Origin of the sequence: Dorea sp. YH-dor226 (assembly GCF_039832105.1) — a bacterium.
Lineage (GTDB): Bacteria > Bacillota > Clostridia > Lachnospirales > Lachnospiraceae > Dorea_A.
Map to the genome: position 1 here is coordinate 1 of NZ_JBDOHS010000001.1, position 18,071 is coordinate 18,071.

The following is an 18,071-nucleotide window of genomic DNA, read 5'->3' on the forward strand; positions in this document are numbered from 1 at the left end:
AGAAACAGAGTAAAGGAAGGAAATAAATTACAATACTCTATAACAACGATAAAAATCGCTGTACCCAAGTAAGCGCAAGGGATACAGCGATTTTTTCTTTTGCTAACTGTCAAAGACAGGATCTTTTTTTCTTCTGCTACTCATGTTATACTAAAACTAACAGTTTAACAATTCAGGAGGTACTCATGAAATTTTCATTTTATCACAACAATATCAATGTCTTTGATCTGGAAAAATCGATAGATTTCTATCAGAAAGCTCTGGGACTTACAATCACCAGAGAAAAAGAGGCGGAAGACGGAAGCTTTAAGCTCGTATTTCTGGGGGACAATACCACATCGCATCTTCTGGAGCTGACCTGGCTGCGGGATATGGATCGTCCTTATAATCTTGGCGATAACGAGATACATCTTGCCATGCGTTCCGATGATATGGAAGCATCCCTCGCTTTTCACAAAGAAATGAACTGTGTCTGCTATGAAAACATGGATATGGGAGTCTACTTCATCAATGATCCTGACGGATACTGGATTGAAATCTGTCCCGCGTAAATAATAAAATTCCACAGAAATGCTTCGATGATCTTTTGCTTATCGAAGCATTTCTTGTGGAATTTACACATTTTCAGGATTGTTTGTTTTTCTTATGCAACGGTCCGCCACAGATTTACGCATTCATCTTTAATATCGGGCTGATCTTTTTGTAGATCAGGAATACGATCAGTGATACCAGAAATCCTTTCAAAAGGTTAAACGGTGCTACTGCAAAGATCACAAAGGTGGTAAGACTGGTAATATGGCTGTTTACAGCTGTTCCCATTCCAACCAGTGCATCGATCGGCATTCCAAATGCTTTCGCATACGTTGGAAGAAGTACAAAGGCATTCAGGAAACATCCTATAAATGCCATAAACAGAGTTCCTGTTAACATTCCTATAATCGCACCCTTTCTTGTATGGTTCATTTTGTAGATCCAGGCTGCCGGAAGAACCATTGCACATCCGATCAGGAAATTGGCAAATTCTCCAACGCCGGCTGTTGTTGTTCCATTGATCGCAAAATTCAGAAGAATCTTCACAAATTCAATTGCTGCTCCCGCCAGCGGTCCCATCGCAAAGCTTCCGACCAGAACAGGAACTTCACTGAAGTCGATTTCATAAAAAGATGGTGCAAACGGAAGCGGAATCTCAAAAAGCATCAATACTACCGCGATTGCGGACAGCATACCGATCTGAGCCATCATTCTTACTTTGTTCTTTGTTTTTGCATTCTGTTTTGTCATTACGTCTGTTGTGTTCATTTTCTTTCTCTCCTTTAAGCACATCATATTATTAATAAGAAAGAAACTCTTCCCGGAACCATGCAATGATAAGAGTCAGACTTCGCCTTTGCATCATACGCAAAAAAATACCCCAACATATCATGTCGGGGTAGAAAAATATCCATATCACTACATTACTCTTCTCTCATCCAGACTATACTGTCGGTTCCGGAATCTCACCAGATCGGCCTCTGTATCATATACAAAGGTTCGCGGACTATACCGCCGGTTGGGACTTGCACCCTACCCCGAAGATCTTTCTTTACTTTGCCATTATAATACGCCGCATATGATTATGCAAGTGCATTATAACAAAAGTGACTATTTTATTGTGATTACCTCATATTCTCTGGTTCCAAGCCCAATCTTTTCCGCATGCGCCAGACATGTCTTATATTCTGAATTAGGTGTTGTGTTTTCAAAATGGTCATGATGATCGCAAAATTCCTCTTTTTCCATATTTTCAGCCAGCTGACTGTTCGGAAGTGGCGTTGCTTTCAGGCACGCATCGGCGCAGGCCTGATCCAGTGCCAGCGGATCAAATGACGCAAACATTCCGATATTCGGCAGAATCGGAGCATCATTTTCACTATGACAGTCACAGTTGGGTGACACGTCTACGATCAGAGATATATGGAAATTTGGTCTGCCATCAACGACAGCCTTCGTATACTCTGCCATACGACAATTCAGCTCTTTTGTTGCCGCACTGTCCGTAAATTCAATCGCATCAAAATTGCATGCACCGATGCAGCGTCCACATCCGACACAATTGTCATTATTGATAGACATTTTTCCTGTCTCTATATTATATTCAAGTCCTTGATTCGCGCATTCTTTCAGACATCTTTTGCAGCCTCGACACAGATCCTGATCGATTCCCGGTTTTCCGTTCATATGCTGATCCTTTTTTCCTGCACGTGAACCGCACCCCATTCCGATATTCTTAATCGTTCCACCGAATCCCGTCGTCTCATGGCCCTTAAAATGAGTCAGACTGATAAATATGTCTGCATCCATGACTGCTCGTCCAATCTTCGCTTTCTGAATATATTCGCCGCCATTCACCGGCACTTCTATATCATCCGTTCCTTTCAGTCCATCACCGATGAGGATCGGACATCCGACCGTAAGAGGTGTAAATCCATTCTCCCACGCACAATACAGATGTTCCAGTGCATTCTTACGACTTCCCGGATACAGTGTATTACAATCCGTAAGAAACGGCTTTCCTCCCAGTTCTTCCACAACATCCACAACCGCTTTTGCATAGTTCGGTCGTAAAAATCCCAGATTCCCCAGCTCACCAAAATGCATTTTTATCGCGACAAATTTACCGTCCATGTCAATCTGTTCGATTCCCGCTGCCTTGATCAGTCGTTTTAATTTTGTCGGCAGTCCCTCTCCAAGCTTTGTCCTGAAATCTGTATAATATACCTTTGCTTTTTCCATCTAATTCTCCTCCAGTTTCTGTTCTTCTTCATAGCGGATCCTTTCCATCGTAAATCCGCGTCCTCTTACCTCATTAATCTGTGAAATAGTAATAAATGCTTTCGGGTCAATCGCCTGTACCATCTCCTTCACAGAATACAGCTTTCGATTCTGAATCACACAGAGAACCCCCTGCTGCTGCTTTTGTCCATATCCGGTCTCTATCTGAACCATCGTGACTCCCGCATCAATTTCTTTCAATACCCGCTCCTTGATCTCCTTATATTTTTCAGAAACAATAAACAGCTGAATCTGCGATTGTCCCATCAGCATCACCCGATTTAACACCACCGTGCTCAGAACCAGACACAAGATACCATACAGGACCTGTTCTGAATCCGAGAAAAGAATCTGAGATCCCAGCACCAGAAAATCCACAACATATAACAGAATCGCAATCGGGATATGAAACCATTTATTGAACACCAGCGCCAGAATGTCTGTACCTCCCGTAGACGCTCCCACTCGCACAATCATTCCTATCCCGGCTCCAAGCAATACCCCACCGTACACAGATGCCAGCATCACATTATCTGTCAGGCTGTCAATTCCCGGCACTGCCTGTATGGCAGAAAGAAATATCGGATATACGAAGGTACTGATAATCGTTGTAAATGCAAACGTTTTCCCCAGTACAAATGCCCCCATCAAAAACAATACGATGTTAACCACAAAGATAATCGTGGACAGGCTGACCGGAACATAATGCGAGATCGTAAGACCGATACCCGTCGCACCACCCATAACAATTCCATACGGTACAACAAATGCCGCAACCGTAAACGCAAGGAGTAAATTCCCCAAAAGTACTCCTGCAATTGTGATAATACTTTTCTTCCAGTTTTTCATTTTTCACACCTCTTTCAATGACGATATACCATTCTGTCTGTATCAGATCAGGAGATCCCTTTCATACTGAGCTGAATCCTTTTTTTCTTCAGATCCACGCTTAACACTCTCACATCCACAATATCCCCAACGCTTACTGCTTCCAGCGGATGTTTGATGAATTTCTTATCCGTAATCTCAGAAATATGCACCAGTCCGTCCTGGTGCACTCCGATATCCACGAACACGCCGAAATCAATGACATTACGTACCGTTCCCTTTAATATCATACCTTCTTTCAGATCCTTCATCTCCAGGACGTCCGTCCTCAGGATTGGCTTTGGCATCTCATCACGCGGATCCCGTGCCGGCTTTTCCAGTTCTTTTACAATATCCCGAAGCGTAATCTCTCCGATATTCAGTTCCTTTGCAAGTCTGGCATAATCTCTGATCGTAAGCGAAAGCCCGGTAAGCTTGCCTCCGCTGATATCTTTTACAGAAAATCCCTGTCTGGCAAGAAGCTTTTCAGCAGCATCGTAAGACTCCGGATGTACACTGGTACCGTCAAGCGGATTCTCACCGCCCTGTATCCTCATGAAACCGGCACACTGCTCATATGCCTTCGGTCCGAGTTTTGCCACTTTCAGGAGCTGCTTTCTGTTGGTAAACTTTCCATTTTCCTCTCTGTACGCCACAATATTCTTTGCAACCGCTGCGGAGATTCCGGAAATATATGCAAGCAGCGGTGCTGACGCTGTATTCAGGTCTACTCCCACCTTATTGACACAATCTTCCACAACTCCTGACAATGCATCGCTGAGCTTCTTCTGATTCATATCATGCTGGTACTGTCCGACACCAATGGATTTCGGGTCGATCTTAACCAGTTCTGCCAGCGGATCCTGCAGGCGTCTCGCGATAGAAGCCGCGCTTCTCTGTCCGACATCAAACTTCGGAAACTCTTCTGTAGCCAGCTTACTTGCCGAATATACAGATGCACCCGCTTCATTTACAATCACATACTGTACTTTTTCCGGAATTTCTTTCAGAAGCTCTACAATAAACTGCTCTGATTCTCTGGATGCCGTTCCATTTCCCAGCGAAATCAGAGAAATATTATATTTTGTGATAATCTTTTTCAGCAGATCCTTTGATGCCTGTATCTTTTTCGGTGTCGTAGGCGCCGTCGGATAGATCACCGTTGTTCCGATCACCTTACCTGTGGGATCGACCACTGCCAGCTTACAGCCGGTTCGAAATGCCGGATCCCATCCCAGCACCGTCTTTCCGACAATTGGCGGCTGCATCAGAAGCTGCTCCAGATTCTTCTTGAATACTCCGATTGCTCCGTCTTCCGCCTTCTCCGTCAGATCATTGCGGATCTCACGTTCAATTGCCGGCGCAATCAGTCTCTTATAGCTGTCTTCGATCGCTTCCTTAAGTACCGGTGTTGTGTGTGGATTCTCTTTATGAATGACCTTTTTTTCCAGATAACGAAGGATATCCTCCTGCGGCGCTTCTATCTTAACCGTCAGAAACTTCTCCTTTTCTCCCCGATTCAGTGCAAGGATCCGATGTCCGGCAAGCTTCTCAACCGGTTCTTCAAACTCATAGTACATCTCATATACAGATTCTGCATTTTCATCTCTGGCCGCCGAGATAACCTTTCCCTTCTGCATCGTACGCTTCCTGATCCAGATCCTGTAATCCGCCTCATCCGATATGCTTTCTGCAATGATATCTTTTGCACCAGCCACGGCTTCCTCCGGTGTACATACTTCTTTTTCCGGATTCACATACTCCAAAGCGCAGTCCAGTACCGGAACAGTCAGCTGCTGAAGAGTGATCAGCGAAGCCAGTGATTCCAGTCCCTTCTCTTTGGCAATGGTTGCTCTCGTCCGTCTTTTTGGGCGATACGGACGATACAGATCCTCCACCACAACCAGTGTCTCTGCTGCAAGAATCTGTCGCTTCAGTTCTTCCGTAAGCTTCCCCTGTTCTTCAATGCTGGAAAGGACCTGCTCTTTCTTCTCTTCCAGACTTCGCAGATACATCAGTCTCTCATGCAGAGTTCTAAGCTGTTCATCATTCAGTGTACCCGTTACTTCTTTTCTATATCGCGCAATGAACGGAATCGTATTGCCTTCATCAATCAACTTGACTGCCGCATCTACCTGCCATTTTTTTACGCCAAGTTCTCCCGTTATCTTCTGATTAATATCCATATATCTATGTCCTTTCTGATCAACTGAAGATAATTATAACTGAATTCCCTCATGCATGCAATGTCATACATGATACAGAGTTCACTCTGTTTTCTTGAAAAAAAGAGTCCCCTGTGATATAATTAACACAATATATTAAAGGGAGTATGCTACATGAATCATGAATCACAGGAACTGTCAAAACAGCAGTTAAAATCCAAAGAAACCAAGGCGAAAATCTTTCGGGCTGCCAAACATATCCTGCAGAAAAAAGGATATGAACAGCTGTCCATAAAGAATATATGCGAAGAGGCCGGTGTATCCAACGGCAGCTTCTATCACCACTTTAAAACCAAGGATGATCTGTTGTCCTATTATATTGAAGAGCAACCCAGCATCAATCCTGATTTTCTGGATCTCCCCTCCAACTCTGCAGAAGCGAAAGAAGCAATCGTGCGTGTATACCTGAACTACGTACATTACTGCGAAGAGCTGGGCGTGGAATTTATGTCCAATTATTACACTCCGAAAAACCAGTCATTAAACCCTCTGATCCGTACAGAGCGGCCATATCCGATCGTTACTGTGCAAAACTATCTGGAAAAGGCAATCCGTGCAGGTGTCATTACACCCAGGCTTGCTTTGGACGATATCACGACGGATATTCGTATGATCGTTATCGGCAATGTGTTTGAATGGTGCCTGAAAAGCGGCAATGCTGATTTTGAAGGAAATATGAAACGTTCTTTAGAAACATATTTAAGCGGTGCGTTTTAATTCTGAATATTATATATACAAAAGCCAAGGGAGAAGCAACTATGTATACATTTATCACGAATCCAAATGCAAGATCCGGTCTCGGACAAAAACTGTGGAACGAAATCGAATCCATCCTTACAGAAAGGAACGTTAACTATCAGGTGCTTTTCACCAGATATCAGCACCATGCAACCAGTCTTGTCCGCGAACTGACATCAGATCTTGAACGCCATACCATTGTGGTGATTGGCGGCGACGGAACCATCAACGAGGTAATCAACGGCATTGTCCGTCTCGATAAAGTAACTCTTGGCTATATTCCTATGGGATCCGGCAATGATTTCGCAAGAGGTCTTGCACTGCCCACAGATATCCGGCAGGCATTAGACAACATCCTCACGCCTTCCCGTTATATCAGTATGGACATCGGTCTTCTCTCTTATGAGGAAGAAAAACGAAGATTTGCTGTAAGTGCAGGTATCGGCTTCGACGCTGATGTCTGCCATCAGGTTGTAATATCTCCATTAAAAGCATTTTTTAATCGATTAAAATTAGGAAAACTGACTTATACCGGTGTTGCACTTCACAGGCTATTAGCCATGGAGACAGCCACTCTCACCTTAACTCTGGACGATGGTCGACAGGTTCGATATCCTCACACCTACTTTGCTGCTGCCATGAACCTTCGATTTGAAGGAGGCGGCTTTATGTTCTGTCCAAAGGCAGACTATAAAGACGGTCTTCTTGACATAATCGTCATATCAGATCTTCCAAAACTGAAGGTTCTGGCACTTCTTCCGACTGCATTCAGGGGATGGCATGTTCGTTTTAAAGGAATTCATATTACTTCCTGCAAATCAGTTGATATCACCAGTGAGCGGGCACTTCCGCTACATACCGACGGAGAACCGGTGTTCCGCCAGACCCACATCAATCTCTGCCTGGAACCGGATCGGTTAAGAATTATTGCAGCTCCATAAAAGATATATTGAACTCTTTGTAAAAATTATTAACAAATAGTGAACTTGGTTGTTCATTCTTTTCTTTCATGTTATAATGCGGGTTGAAACCTGAATAGAATAATGATAAGGGCTTATCAAGGGGGATGTTATCGTGAAAGCCATTCATCAAGCAAAAAAACTTGTGAAAAAGTATCGTCATGCATGGGTTTTATTGTATATTCTGATTTATATGCCATGGTTCATACATCTTGAAAACCGGAGAAGTATTCATTATTATGTGATTCACTCACCGATTGATAATCACATACCCTTTATAGAATATTTTGTGGTTCCGTATCTTTTATGGTTTGTATTTATTGCAGTAACAATGGGTTATTTTTTCTTTACGGACAAGTGGGGATTTTATAAACTGGCAGCATTTCTATTTACAGGAATGACCGTCTTTCTGATTATATGCACCATATTTCCCAATGCTTTAAATCTGAGACCGACTGTATTTGTGCGGGATAATATATTCGTTGATCTTGTGAAACTGGTATATCGGGCAGACACACCAACCAATGTTCTGCCAAGTATTCATGTATTTAATTCCATAGGCTCCTGTATTGCAATCTCACACAGTGACGCTTTAAAAAAGCACCGAAAGATCCAATACAGCGCTTACGCGTTAGCGTTTCTGATTATTCTGTCCACTGTATTTTTAAAACAACATTCTGTGACAGATGTAATCGCAGCAGTCGCTATGGCATGTATCATATACCCGTTCGTATATGTTACGGAAGAGCGGAAAGCTCCAAAACTTTCTCATCAGCCAATATAATTAACATTATCTAAGGAGGAGACGTATTATGTATGCAGAATTTAGTGACAACCTTGTAACCGGTAATGAGATGATTGATTCTCATCACAAAGAACTGATCGATCGAATCAATAAGCTTCTGGACAGCTGTGAACAGAGCAACGAAAAGGCCGTTGCTGTCCGTACGCTGGATTATTTATCAGAGTACACAGATTTCCATTTCTCCGCAGAAGAACAGCTTCAGCGTGAGATTGATTACCCTGGCTTTGCAAAACACAAAGAACAGCATGACGCATTTAAACAGACAATCAAAGAACTGGAAGAGATGCTGGAAGAGGAAGAAGGTCCGTCTCAGGCATTCGTTGAAAAGATCCAGGAAAATGTAATCAGATGGTTCTACACTCATATTGAGGGATTTGACCGCTCTGTCGCTGAATACAAAAATATGCGCGACAGCCACGAACGTCTGTAATCCTGAACACGTAATTTAAAGGACTGTTGTAAAACACAGAAGTACATCTATATTTTACAACAGTCCTTTTTATAAACTTCTTTTGATTCCCGCATGGCTGACATACTTTTCAAATGCGGATGGAATCGAATACTCTCTTTCAATCTCTTCCGGACGAATAAACAAAAAACCTTTCCGGTTCGTTTTTTCCAGTTCATCTACAACCACTTCATACCCCTTCATATGCCATTCAATATGACTGAATATATGTTTTGCATCTTCCAGCTTTTTGATTCTCACCGGCATAAGTCCAATCTCTTTACAATAGCAAGTCACCTCATCCTGACTCATCCATCCTTCCAGATTCGGAAATTCGTACAAGCCTGCCAGAAGCCCCTTGGACGGTCTTTTCGAAATTGCGATCTTCTGGCCGTCTTTAAACAGAAGCACGGTTCTCTTTTCTATTCTTCTGGCCTTTCCTTTGCTTTTTACAGGAATTTCTGATATCAGATCTACTCTTTTTGCTTCACAGAACTGTGCCACCGGACATTCTTCACACTTTGGATGTCCATTCGGTACACATACGATTGCTCCAAGCTCAATCAGTCCCTGATCAAAATCTCCGGCTGCATTGCCAGGAATGACCGCTTCCAGTGCCTCCTCCATCCGGCTACGCACACTCTGCTTCATGATGTCCTCTCTGCTTCCGGTAATTCTTGAAATCACACGAAGAACATTGCCGTCCACTGCCGGTCTGGGAAGTCCATACGCAAATGCACTGATTGCTCCTGCAGTATAATTACCAATCCCTTTTAAAGAACGGATCTCTTCATATGTATCCGGAAACCTTCCACCATAATCTGTCATAATCTGTCTTGCTGCCGCCTGCATATTCCGGACTCTGTTATAATATCCCAGACCTTCCCATAGTTTTAACAGAGTATCTTCACTTGCCTCTGCCAGATCCTTCACCGTAGGAAGTTCCTGTAAAAACCGTTCATAATAAGGCTTTACTGCTTCTACACGAGTCTGCTGAAGCATGATCTCCGATATCCACACGCGATAAGCATCCGGATTCTTTCTCCACGGAAGATCTCTTTTATGTCCTCTGTACCACCGAACGATTGGATCGGCAAGTTCATACAATACGGGATTCTCCAGAACGACCGGAACTTCCTGCGCAATATGAATCTCCTGCTGCGACACCTCACAGTCATATGCCACCACATGCACTCCCTCCCTGGATGCCAGCCGCAAGGCCTCTCCAAATGCCGGATGCGTATCCATATTCGGGGTAAAGTACCGGACTCCTCTCATCTGAATCACAAAAAACACATATGCTTCATATCCTTCATTCACTGCTTTCACTAATTCCGCAACATGCTTCACAGCTCTCTCACTGGGCGCATCCGGGAAGCGCACCCTCCCATTTTCTTCCAGTGTTACACCTTTCACTTCTATAAGAACTTTTTTCTCTCCTGCTTCCACATACAGATCGATTCTCGAATTTCCATAGGTATATTCGGGACGAATTCTGGTAATTCCCTCAATCAGATTGCCTTCTTCCAGCCACTCTTTTACTGCTTTATTCGGAACCTGCGAATCCATATTCACGAGTTTTACGACATCTTCTTCACAATCTCCGGATACATGTTTTACCACTTTATCCACTGCAATCAGATCCCATTTTGTCTTACGTTTTGGGTCAAAAGCTTTCTGCAGATAGACGGTAGCTCCGGGAACCAGAAGTTCTGCACATCTTCCGGTATTCTTTACATGTACTGTTTCTGTATCTCCGTCAATCTCTGCATACGCAATAAACCGATTTGGCCTTGCAATAAATGTTCCTTTTTGAATATTTTCATATTTCATCTGTCACTCATTATCCTTTTCAACTTTTTTACAAAGTAAAAAAGCCTCCATTTAATATGAAAGGCTTTTTAGAAGGGAACGTGGTGGAGATCTCACCACAAGCAATATTATCGTTTGATTGTATTATAGCCCAACGTTCCCGATAAATCCAATCACTAATTTTAATATACATTTTCATTTATAGAAATACTCTATATCATGCTTTTTTATCCATCTACGCATCAAAATCTACATGATATACAGTCTCTCCGTCATGAATATCCACATAGTGCAGATCAAACTGATTCTTCAGGATCTCCATGCATCCCTGATAGAACAATGTATCGCTTTTTTTGATTCCGAATATATAGGTACCTTCTTCCTGATCATCCGCTTCATCACTGACTTCATTATAGAATTCTCTCCCGTCAATTTCTCCCGGATAACCTGCATTTCTTATCTTTTCCTCAATCAATCTGTACAATTCTTCCATAACCTAATCCTTTCTGACATCATTCACAGGCCGCTGCCAATTATCATAAGTTATTTTACCACGAATCCTTCTGTTTTGAAACTGATAAGTTATGCCAACCGAAGACCTCATTATATTCTAATTTTCTCTTCTTTCTGTATCTGTACAATTTTACTGTCCTGTATTACTAAAGTAATCGATCCAAACCGAAGTTCTTTGATCATCTGTTGAAGCAGTTTTATATATTCGTCATTTTTCTGCTCTTCCGCCATATTTCTTTTCCCTTTCCATCTACTTATTAGTTCATGATATCACAGCAGAATATTACTGTCTAATTCTCAAAAAAAATATCAGGCAATAAATTAAACTTATAACCATACCGTTTGATATTTTCATATATATATCCTTACTTTCTATGATTCCATATTTTGTATTTATCGTTGTCATCCCATCTCACCCATACTAGATATAATAATTGATGCTCTCTTCATGTGCAAAGTTAAGCTGTTCCAGTATTTTATTTCTATATAAAGTAAAGGCAGAATGACTTCTGTTTCTCGGATATCCCATCTCAATATTGATCTCATTAATGATTCTTCCCGGTCTTGGAGACATTACGATTACCTTCTGAGAGAGATAGATTGCTTCATCCACGTCATGTGTGATCAGAATCATCGTATTGCCTCTTGCTTTCCACAGGTCAATCAGAGCATCCTGAATATTCATTCGGGTAAATGCATCCAGAGCTCCCAGCGGTTCGTCCAGCAGCAGTACATCCGGTTCATTTGCAAGAGCCCTTACAAGTGCGACACGCTGACTCATACCACCGGACAATTGATTTGGATAAGACTTTTTGAATCTCGTAAGTCCCACAATATCAAGAAGCTGCTCTGCAAGTTCCTTTTTTTCTTTTACCTTCTTGCAGGACTTCAGACCAAACAGAACATTATCCCAGACAGTCAGCCATGGGAACAACGCATGATCCTGAAAAACCAGTCCTCTCTTTTCACTTGTCCCGATAATCTTCTCACCATTACAATAGACTGTTCCCAATGTCTGAGCAGCTTCGTAATAGTTTTTCGGCACATTCGCCACACCTGTCATTGAAGAAACTGTAACCGGGAACCAGACTCCCAATCCAATCAGAAATGCAGAACCGCCAAACATGGATGTTGCAAGCATCATCACAATCGGCATATAGGTAGTTGTAGGAATTGCTCCCAGAACCTTTGTGACCGGCTGTATCCAGTAACTTATTTTTTTCGACCATCCCGCACCGATCCCTGAGATCAGTCCGACAATCACACCTCCGAAATCTACTGTTCTCTCTTTACTCCGCCGTACAATGGGGCAGTTATTTTTATGGGCTTTTATTTATTCAAGGTTCTCTCCGCTTCAAGCTCTGCCCGTATCTCGTCCACGCGTTTCATAATGCTGTCAATCGCATCAATCTCATCCTGTGCACGTTTCTGGTTCTTTCTCATATCCTGTTCCAACTGAGCCCGTTTAGACAGATCTCTCCTGAAAAATAGTTTGAACATAGTTCTTACAAATGCTGTATAAAAAACAATTGCGTAAAGAACGCGAACGGGAAATTAAGGCATACAAGCTTCAGCCAGTTTGCAAGCAGCGTCCAGATACAGAATCCCTGATAATATGGATAATAAAACCATGCCGCAAGAAAACTCATAGCCGGACACATCAGTCCGACTGTGGCACAGATGATTGCACTCTCAAATATCATCGGGTGATTTTTCCTGGGATCAAAGACTTTGCTTGCCAGCCGAAATGAACAGGGACTTCCCATCACACATTCCAGCAGATAGGCGAAAAAGAACTCTATCAGAATCACCGACCAGATAGGCAGCATTTTTCCTCCTTTTCCACAAAAAAATAGTGCAGGCACCTGATTCTTGAACTTCTCATAGTTACCGTAATCAGATTTATGTGCCCTGCACTACTTGTGTCGTTTATGTATCATTATTCTTTTACCGAAACATAACTTACCATAAATCTCTGCAAAAAATCAAGAATAAATTCATTTTTGGATTTTATCTGTATACTCTATCTCTTGACGAATCAAAATTATTCCTTTATAATAGTAATAGTTACTAATATTGTTTTTAAATTAACAATACAAAGGAGGTGCCTGAATGGCAATTTACAAATGCATTGTCTGCGGTGCAATCTATGATGAAGAAAAGGAAGGTAAACCGATTACAGATCTCGAGGGCTGCCCGGTATGCAAACTTCCGATTTCCAATCTGGTACGCACAGACGCGGACAAAGAAGATTCCACACCACAGTCTTATTCCGGCGAGCTGGCTTACGACAATTCTACTGCCCGGCATGATCCATCCTGCCGTTATATGGAAGAAATCCATGAAATGGCAGTAACAGGAAAATCCATTGGAGGTTCCATGGGAACGAAGATGCCTATGCCAGACTGGGACGATATCCTGCTGCTTGGTGCACAGCTCAACCCGCCGCCGCTCAATGACGAAGATGAAGTAGATACTGTTACCGTAATCGGTAAACATGCAAAAAAACCTATGGTACTGAATAGCCCGATCTATATTTCCCATATGTCTTTCGGCGCTTTATCCCGGGAAATTAAGGTGGCTCTGGCGAAAGGTTCTGCGATGGCAAAAACTGCCATGTGCAGTGGAGAAGGCGGTATTCTGCCGGAGGAAAAGCAGGCGGCGTACAAATACATATTTGAATATATTCCGAATAAGTACAGTGTAACGGATGAAAATCTGCGCTCTTGTGATGCAATTGAGATCAAGATCGGTCAGGGCACAAAACCCGGAATGGGCGGACATCTTCCGGGCGAAAAAGTGACTGCAGAAATCGCTGCAATCCGTGGAAAAAAGCAGGGGGAAGATATTCAGAGCCCGAGTAAATTCCCGGAACTGAATTCCAGAGAGGATCTGCGGGAAATGGTTGATATGCTCCGTGAACGTTCTGACGGACGCCCGATCGGTATCAAGATTGCTGCCGGTAACATTGAACAGGATCTCGAATACTGTGTCTATGCACGTCCTGACTTTATCACGATTGACGGAAGGGGAGGTGCTACAGGATCCAGTCCTCTGCTTCTCAGAGAAGCGACCACCGTTCCTACCATCTATGCACTGTATCGCGCCAGAAAGTATCTTGATGCGGTTGGTTCTGACATCTCTCTCGTAATCACCGGCGGCTTACGTGTATCTGCTGATTTTGCAAAAGCGCTTGCTATGGGAGCTGATGCCATCGCCATTGCAAGCTCTGCACTGATTGCAGCTGCCTGTCAGCAATACCGGATCTGCGGCACAGGAAATTGTCCAGTTGGAATCGCCACCCAGAATCCGGAATTGAGAGAACGTCTGAAAGTAGAAGCCGCCGCCAAACGGGTAGCAAACTTTTTAAATGTATCGCTCAGTGAGCTTCGCACTTTTGCAAGAATAACAGGAAATCGTTCTGTTCACGGATTATCTCTGGATAACCTTGTAACTACAGACAGAGATATTGCAGATTATACCGATATCCACCATGTCGGCCGGGCCCTGGACTATGGCATTCCAACATCTACCACTCAAAAGGAGGAAACAACGATGAAACAATACAGATGTAAAGTATGCGGGGAGATTTTTGAAGTAAAGGACGGGGAGACACCAGTATGTCCACGCTGCAGAATGTCCGGTGATAAGCTTGAACTAATTACAGCAGAAAATAAGAACAAATATGCAGGTACTCAGACAGAAAAGAATCTGCAGGCTGCTTTTTCCGGTGAATCCGGAGCCAGAAACAAATACACCTTCTTTGCTTCTGTTGCAAAAGAGGAAGGTTTGGAGCAGATTGCCGCATTATTTTTAAAAACTGCTGAAAATGAACGCGAGCATGCAAAGATGTGGTTCAGAGAGTTGAACGGAATCGGTGATACAGCTGCGAACCTTGCCGCTGCCGCTGACGGTGAGAATTATGAATGGACCGATATGTACGATGGCTTCGCAAAAACTGCTGAAGAGGAAGGCTTCCCTGAACTGGCTGCCAAATTCCGTATGGTAGGTGCCATTGAAAAACATCATGAAGAACGGTATCGTGCGCTTCTGAAGAATGTGGAAACGGCATCTGTTTTTGAAAAGAGTGAAGTTAAGGTATGGGAATGCCGTAACTGCGGTCATATCGTAGTAGGAACAAAGGCTCCGGAAATCTGCCCGGTATGCGCTTATTCCAAGATCTATTTTGAAATCCGCGAAGAAAATTATTAAAGACTGTCTGTATAAATATATTAGCTCCACAATAATTTTTGTGCTGAAAAACAACAGGTTCAAAAATGCAATAAACACATTTTTTGAACCTGTTGTTATCTGAGTGATCCTATATTTCTACAATCTCTTTTCAAAATGACCATCCACAGAACATCCTTCTGTAAATATCATAAATGCATTCGGATCTATACTATGTACGATCTTCTTAATCTGAGCCACTTCGTACTTGGATACCATAACATATAAGATATATGCCGTCTTTTGTGTGTACGCACCTTCTCCATCCCAGTTGGTGACTCCACGTCCGGTCTGCTCCATAATTGCCTTTGAAATTCCCAGTTTTTTTGTAATGATCATAACGCTGGTATTGATATTCTGGATATGTACACGGTCAACTGCAAGCGAGAACACAGTTGCATATATAAGCGAATAGATCACGATCTCAATATTAAATAAAAACAGGCAGACACCATACACAAAGATATTGAGAATAATCGTCACTTTTCCGACACTGAAGCCAGGAAATTTTTTGGAGCAATACAAACCGATAATATCCGGTCCACCGGCTGAAGATCTGCCCCGGAGTATCAGGCCACTTCCTACTCCGCATACAATTCCGCCTATAATACACGCCGTCAGATAATCTTCCACGATCGGAGTCTGTGGAATCGGAACGATAACCAGAAACGCACTCATCAAACCTACCATAATCAACGTTCGCACAGTAAATCCTTTCCCCATAGATCGATATCCTAAGTAAAAAAGTGGAATATTAAAAACAAAATACAGAATACCTGTCAGATTAAGCTGCGGCGGTATCGGAAGATGCAGGCCCTCGGTTAACAATAACCCTGTCAGCTGCGATATTCCCATAAATCCTCCGCTATACAGTCCCATAGGTACGATCAAAAGGTTAAACCCCGCACTGTAAATCAGATTTCCAGCTATAGAGCAAACATACTCCGTCATTTTTTCTCTCTTTTTTGCATCCCCCAGATACTTCACTTCATATCCCCCCCTTTTGTATGTTTTTCTCTCATTTAATTATTTTGAGAAATTCCTGTGTCAGAAGCGATTACCTATATTATAAATCAACTGACGGAACAACACAAACAAAAAGGAAAATATTCACATACAAGTAAGAATGGACAATCAGTCACCGACAAGCCCTGTCTTTTCCATCAACTGCTGCAGTAATACGATATCTGCTCCAATCTCTTTAATATCCTGCCCGGCATATGCCGATGCATCTTCTGATGTGACCGTCAGTTCATAAGCTTCTCCGTCTGTCGTATATTCATAGGTCACTCTGTCCAGATTATCAATTACAGCAAGTATTACATACGCATATGCTTTCAGCTCTTCTCTGGCATCTGCCTTAAGATGTTCCGGAAAAGAATCTGCAAAAATCATTTTCCACTCATATGGCACTTCCTCAGTCTGCAAATCGTTCGTGAAGTTTCCGAATTGTCCCACCAGATTCAATGCTGTCACAGTACTTCCGTTTGCCGACATATCTCCTATATACGGATGTCTGGTATGGTATACGGATGAAGTCATTGCCGATATAGAACTTCCATTAGACCAGATGATTCTGTCATCAATCCTGACCTCTGTAATTTTATCGCATGCAATATATTTTTTTTCAAATTTATTTTCATAAATCGGACTGTTACGGACACTCCGGAAAGAAAGAATGATCACGCCATTTTCCTCACAAAACTGTACCTTTGAAACGTCCAGTTTCTCATCTATCATTCTTCCGGATATATTCAGTACATTGTCCTGAACTTCTACATAACACGCTATATATTCGCTGCTCACCTGCATTCCGATCACATAATCTTTTGTGATCCAAAGCGCTGCTGCCACGACAATGATGATCAGACTGATCCCAAGAATGACTCTTCTGGTCTTTTTTCTGGTCTTTTTCAAAAAATCAAGTTCCTGAAATTCCTCTGTATTTATCGGCTCTTCCATAGGCTCTCTCATTGTTCTCAGTATTCTTTGGCATGATTCACAATCTTCCAAATGCTCTTCTATCAGGCTGTTTGTAACGTCACTCGTCAACTGTTCAACATATAGTGGAAATAAATCCCGAATCAGTTCACATGGCAATTTATTCTTCATCTTTCCTCAATCCTTCCCTGAGTTTTTCTTTTCCACGATAATAGGTAACACGCGCCCAGTTTTCCGTCTTTCCCATAATCTCTCCGATCTCTTTAAAAGACAGATTTCCAAATATCCTCATATACAGAATTTCACGAAAAGGTTCTGGGCAAACATGCAGACTTTTCATCAACTCCACATATTTCATAGAGCCGATCACCTGATCTTCTGCCGATTCAATGACAGAATGTGATCTCTCCAGTTCTTCCTGAGGAGGATGCTTTCGCTGATAAGAAAGCAGCTGATGCTTTGCAATCGCACAAAGCCATGTAGACAGCCTGCATTTCCCGTCAAAGCGCTCGATGCTTTGAATAGCCTGGCAGAATGTCTCCTGCGTAAGTTCTTCCGCCAGATCTTCATCTCTTGTTCTGGATAACAGATATCTGTAGACGGTTCTGGCATATTTCTGGTAGATCTCATCCATCGGCTGCATATTCTCTCCTCCTTTCGTTCCTTCTATCATGTTAATGAATATTTTCGGTGATTCGTTACAATATATCACAAAATATTTT

General features: G+C 42.5%; 17 protein-coding genes, 1 pseudogene and 1 riboswitch. Of the genes and pseudogenes, 7 read left to right on the plus strand and 11 right to left on the minus strand.

From position 1 onward, the window contains the following. The first annotated feature begins 185 nt into the window (after nucleotides 1–185). Nucleotides 186–551 carry a VOC family protein gene (locus ABE547_RS00005; RefSeq protein WP_347376855.1) on the plus strand — a complete coding sequence of 122 codons (366 nt, stop codon included), beginning with the start codon at nucleotides 186–188 and terminating at the stop codon, nucleotides 549–551. A gap of 115 nt (nucleotides 552–666) precedes the next feature. On the opposite strand, the gene ABE547_RS00010 is transcribed toward ABE547_RS00005, so the two are convergent. The 4 genes from ABE547_RS00010 to ABE547_RS00025 all read right to left on the minus strand — a co-directional run bounded on the left by ABE547_RS00010 (nucleotide 667) and on the right by ABE547_RS00025 (nucleotide 5,864). Continuing rightward, the gene (locus tag ABE547_RS00010) at nucleotides 667–1,299 is read right to left on the minus strand and encodes an ECF transporter S component (RefSeq protein WP_347376856.1); all 633 of its coding nucleotides are present in this window, start codon (nucleotides 1,297–1,299) and stop codon (nucleotides 667–669) included. A gap of 154 nt (nucleotides 1,300–1,453) precedes the next feature. After that, nucleotides 1,454–1,580: riboswitch (FMN riboswitch) on the minus strand. Between the two features lie 61 nt (nucleotides 1,581–1,641). Then, complete coding sequence (locus tag ABE547_RS00015) at nucleotides 1,642–2,772, minus strand: DUF362 domain-containing protein (protein ID WP_347376857.1); 1,131 nt, start codon at nucleotides 2,770–2,772, stop codon at nucleotides 1,642–1,644. After that, a complete protein-coding gene (locus ABE547_RS00020; protein ID WP_347376858.1) occupies nucleotides 2,773–3,660 on the minus strand; it encodes a YitT family protein in 888 nt (295 codons plus the stop codon). It lies immediately after the preceding gene. 47 nt (nucleotides 3,661–3,707) lie between these two features. Further along, nucleotides 3,708–5,864: a Tex family protein gene (locus ABE547_RS00025; RefSeq protein WP_347376859.1), complete on the minus strand. Its 2,157-nt coding sequence runs from the start codon at nucleotides 5,862–5,864 to the stop codon at nucleotides 3,708–3,710. 153 nt (nucleotides 5,865–6,017) lie between these two features. Between ABE547_RS00025 and ABE547_RS00030 the strand changes: the two genes are divergently transcribed. The 4 genes from ABE547_RS00030 to ABE547_RS00045 all read left to right on the plus strand — a co-directional run bounded on the left by ABE547_RS00030 (nucleotide 6,018) and on the right by ABE547_RS00045 (nucleotide 8,835). After that, on the plus strand, nucleotides 6,018–6,620 hold the full coding sequence (locus tag ABE547_RS00030; RefSeq protein WP_347376860.1) for a TetR/AcrR family transcriptional regulator: 603 nt from the start codon (nucleotides 6,018–6,020) through the stop codon (nucleotides 6,618–6,620). Nucleotides 6,621–6,661: 41 nt separating this feature from the next. Beyond that, complete coding sequence (locus ABE547_RS00035; protein WP_347376861.1) at nucleotides 6,662–7,582, plus strand: diacylglycerol kinase family protein; 921 nt, start codon at nucleotides 6,662–6,664, stop codon at nucleotides 7,580–7,582. A gap of 133 nt (nucleotides 7,583–7,715) precedes the next feature. Further along, nucleotides 7,716–8,384, plus strand: coding sequence for a phosphatase PAP2 family protein (locus tag ABE547_RS00040; protein WP_347376862.1), 669 nt, complete (start codon nucleotides 7,716–7,718; stop codon nucleotides 8,382–8,384). A 28-nt stretch (nucleotides 8,385–8,412) separates the two neighbouring features. Then, nucleotides 8,413–8,835 (plus strand): hemerythrin family protein, encoded by a 423-nt coding sequence (locus tag ABE547_RS00045; RefSeq protein WP_347376863.1) that lies wholly within the window; start codon nucleotides 8,413–8,415, stop codon nucleotides 8,833–8,835. Between the two features lie 69 nt (nucleotides 8,836–8,904). On the opposite strand, the gene mutY is transcribed toward ABE547_RS00045, so the two are convergent. The 4 genes from mutY to ABE547_RS00065 all read right to left on the minus strand — a co-directional run bounded on the left by mutY (nucleotide 8,905) and on the right by ABE547_RS00065 (nucleotide 13,007). Continuing rightward, a complete protein-coding gene (gene mutY / locus ABE547_RS00050) occupies nucleotides 8,905–10,686 on the minus strand; it encodes an A/G-specific adenine glycosylase (protein WP_347376864.1) in 1,782 nt (593 codons plus the stop codon). A 214-nt stretch (nucleotides 10,687–10,900) separates the two neighbouring features. Next, on the minus strand, nucleotides 10,901–11,158 hold the full coding sequence (locus ABE547_RS00055) for a hypothetical protein (RefSeq protein ID WP_347376865.1): 258 nt from the start codon (nucleotides 11,156–11,158) through the stop codon (nucleotides 10,901–10,903). A 441-nt stretch (nucleotides 11,159–11,599) separates the two neighbouring features. Continuing rightward, nucleotides 11,600–12,442 carry an ATP-binding cassette domain-containing protein gene (locus ABE547_RS00060; RefSeq protein WP_347376866.1) on the minus strand — a complete coding sequence of 281 codons (843 nt, stop codon included), beginning with the start codon at nucleotides 12,440–12,442 and terminating at the stop codon, nucleotides 11,600–11,602. Between the two features lie 241 nt (nucleotides 12,443–12,683). After that, nucleotides 12,684–13,007, minus strand: coding sequence for a hypothetical protein (locus ABE547_RS00065; RefSeq protein ID WP_347376867.1), 324 nt, complete (start codon nucleotides 13,005–13,007; stop codon nucleotides 12,684–12,686). Between the two features lie 283 nt (nucleotides 13,008–13,290). Here ABE547_RS00065 and ABE547_RS00070 point away from each other — a divergent pair. Further along, nucleotides 13,291–14,673: pseudogene (locus tag ABE547_RS00070) on the plus strand (glutamate synthase-related protein); the annotation flags it as partial. 141 nt (nucleotides 14,674–14,814) lie between these two features. Continuing rightward, nucleotides 14,815–15,390 (plus strand): rubrerythrin, encoded by a 576-nt coding sequence (rbr, locus tag ABE547_RS00075; RefSeq protein ID WP_347377146.1) that lies wholly within the window; start codon nucleotides 14,815–14,817, stop codon nucleotides 15,388–15,390. 117 nt (nucleotides 15,391–15,507) lie between these two features. Here rbr and ABE547_RS00080 read toward each other — a convergent pair whose 3' ends face one another. The 3 genes from ABE547_RS00080 to ABE547_RS00090 all read right to left on the minus strand — a co-directional run bounded on the left by ABE547_RS00080 (nucleotide 15,508) and on the right by ABE547_RS00090 (nucleotide 17,992). Continuing rightward, a complete protein-coding gene (locus ABE547_RS00080) occupies nucleotides 15,508–16,395 on the minus strand; it encodes a YitT family protein (protein WP_347376868.1) in 888 nt (295 codons plus the stop codon). 147 nt (nucleotides 16,396–16,542) lie between these two features. Then, nucleotides 16,543–17,520 carry a DUF4825 domain-containing protein gene (locus tag ABE547_RS00085; protein WP_347376869.1) on the minus strand — a complete coding sequence of 326 codons (978 nt, stop codon included), beginning with the start codon at nucleotides 17,518–17,520 and terminating at the stop codon, nucleotides 16,543–16,545. Then, a complete protein-coding gene (locus ABE547_RS00090) occupies nucleotides 17,510–17,992 on the minus strand; it encodes a sigma-70 family RNA polymerase sigma factor (protein WP_347376870.1) in 483 nt (160 codons plus the stop codon). The genes ABE547_RS00085 and ABE547_RS00090 overlap by 11 nt, the downstream gene beginning before the upstream one ends. Nucleotides 17,993–18,071 lie beyond the last annotated feature (79 nt).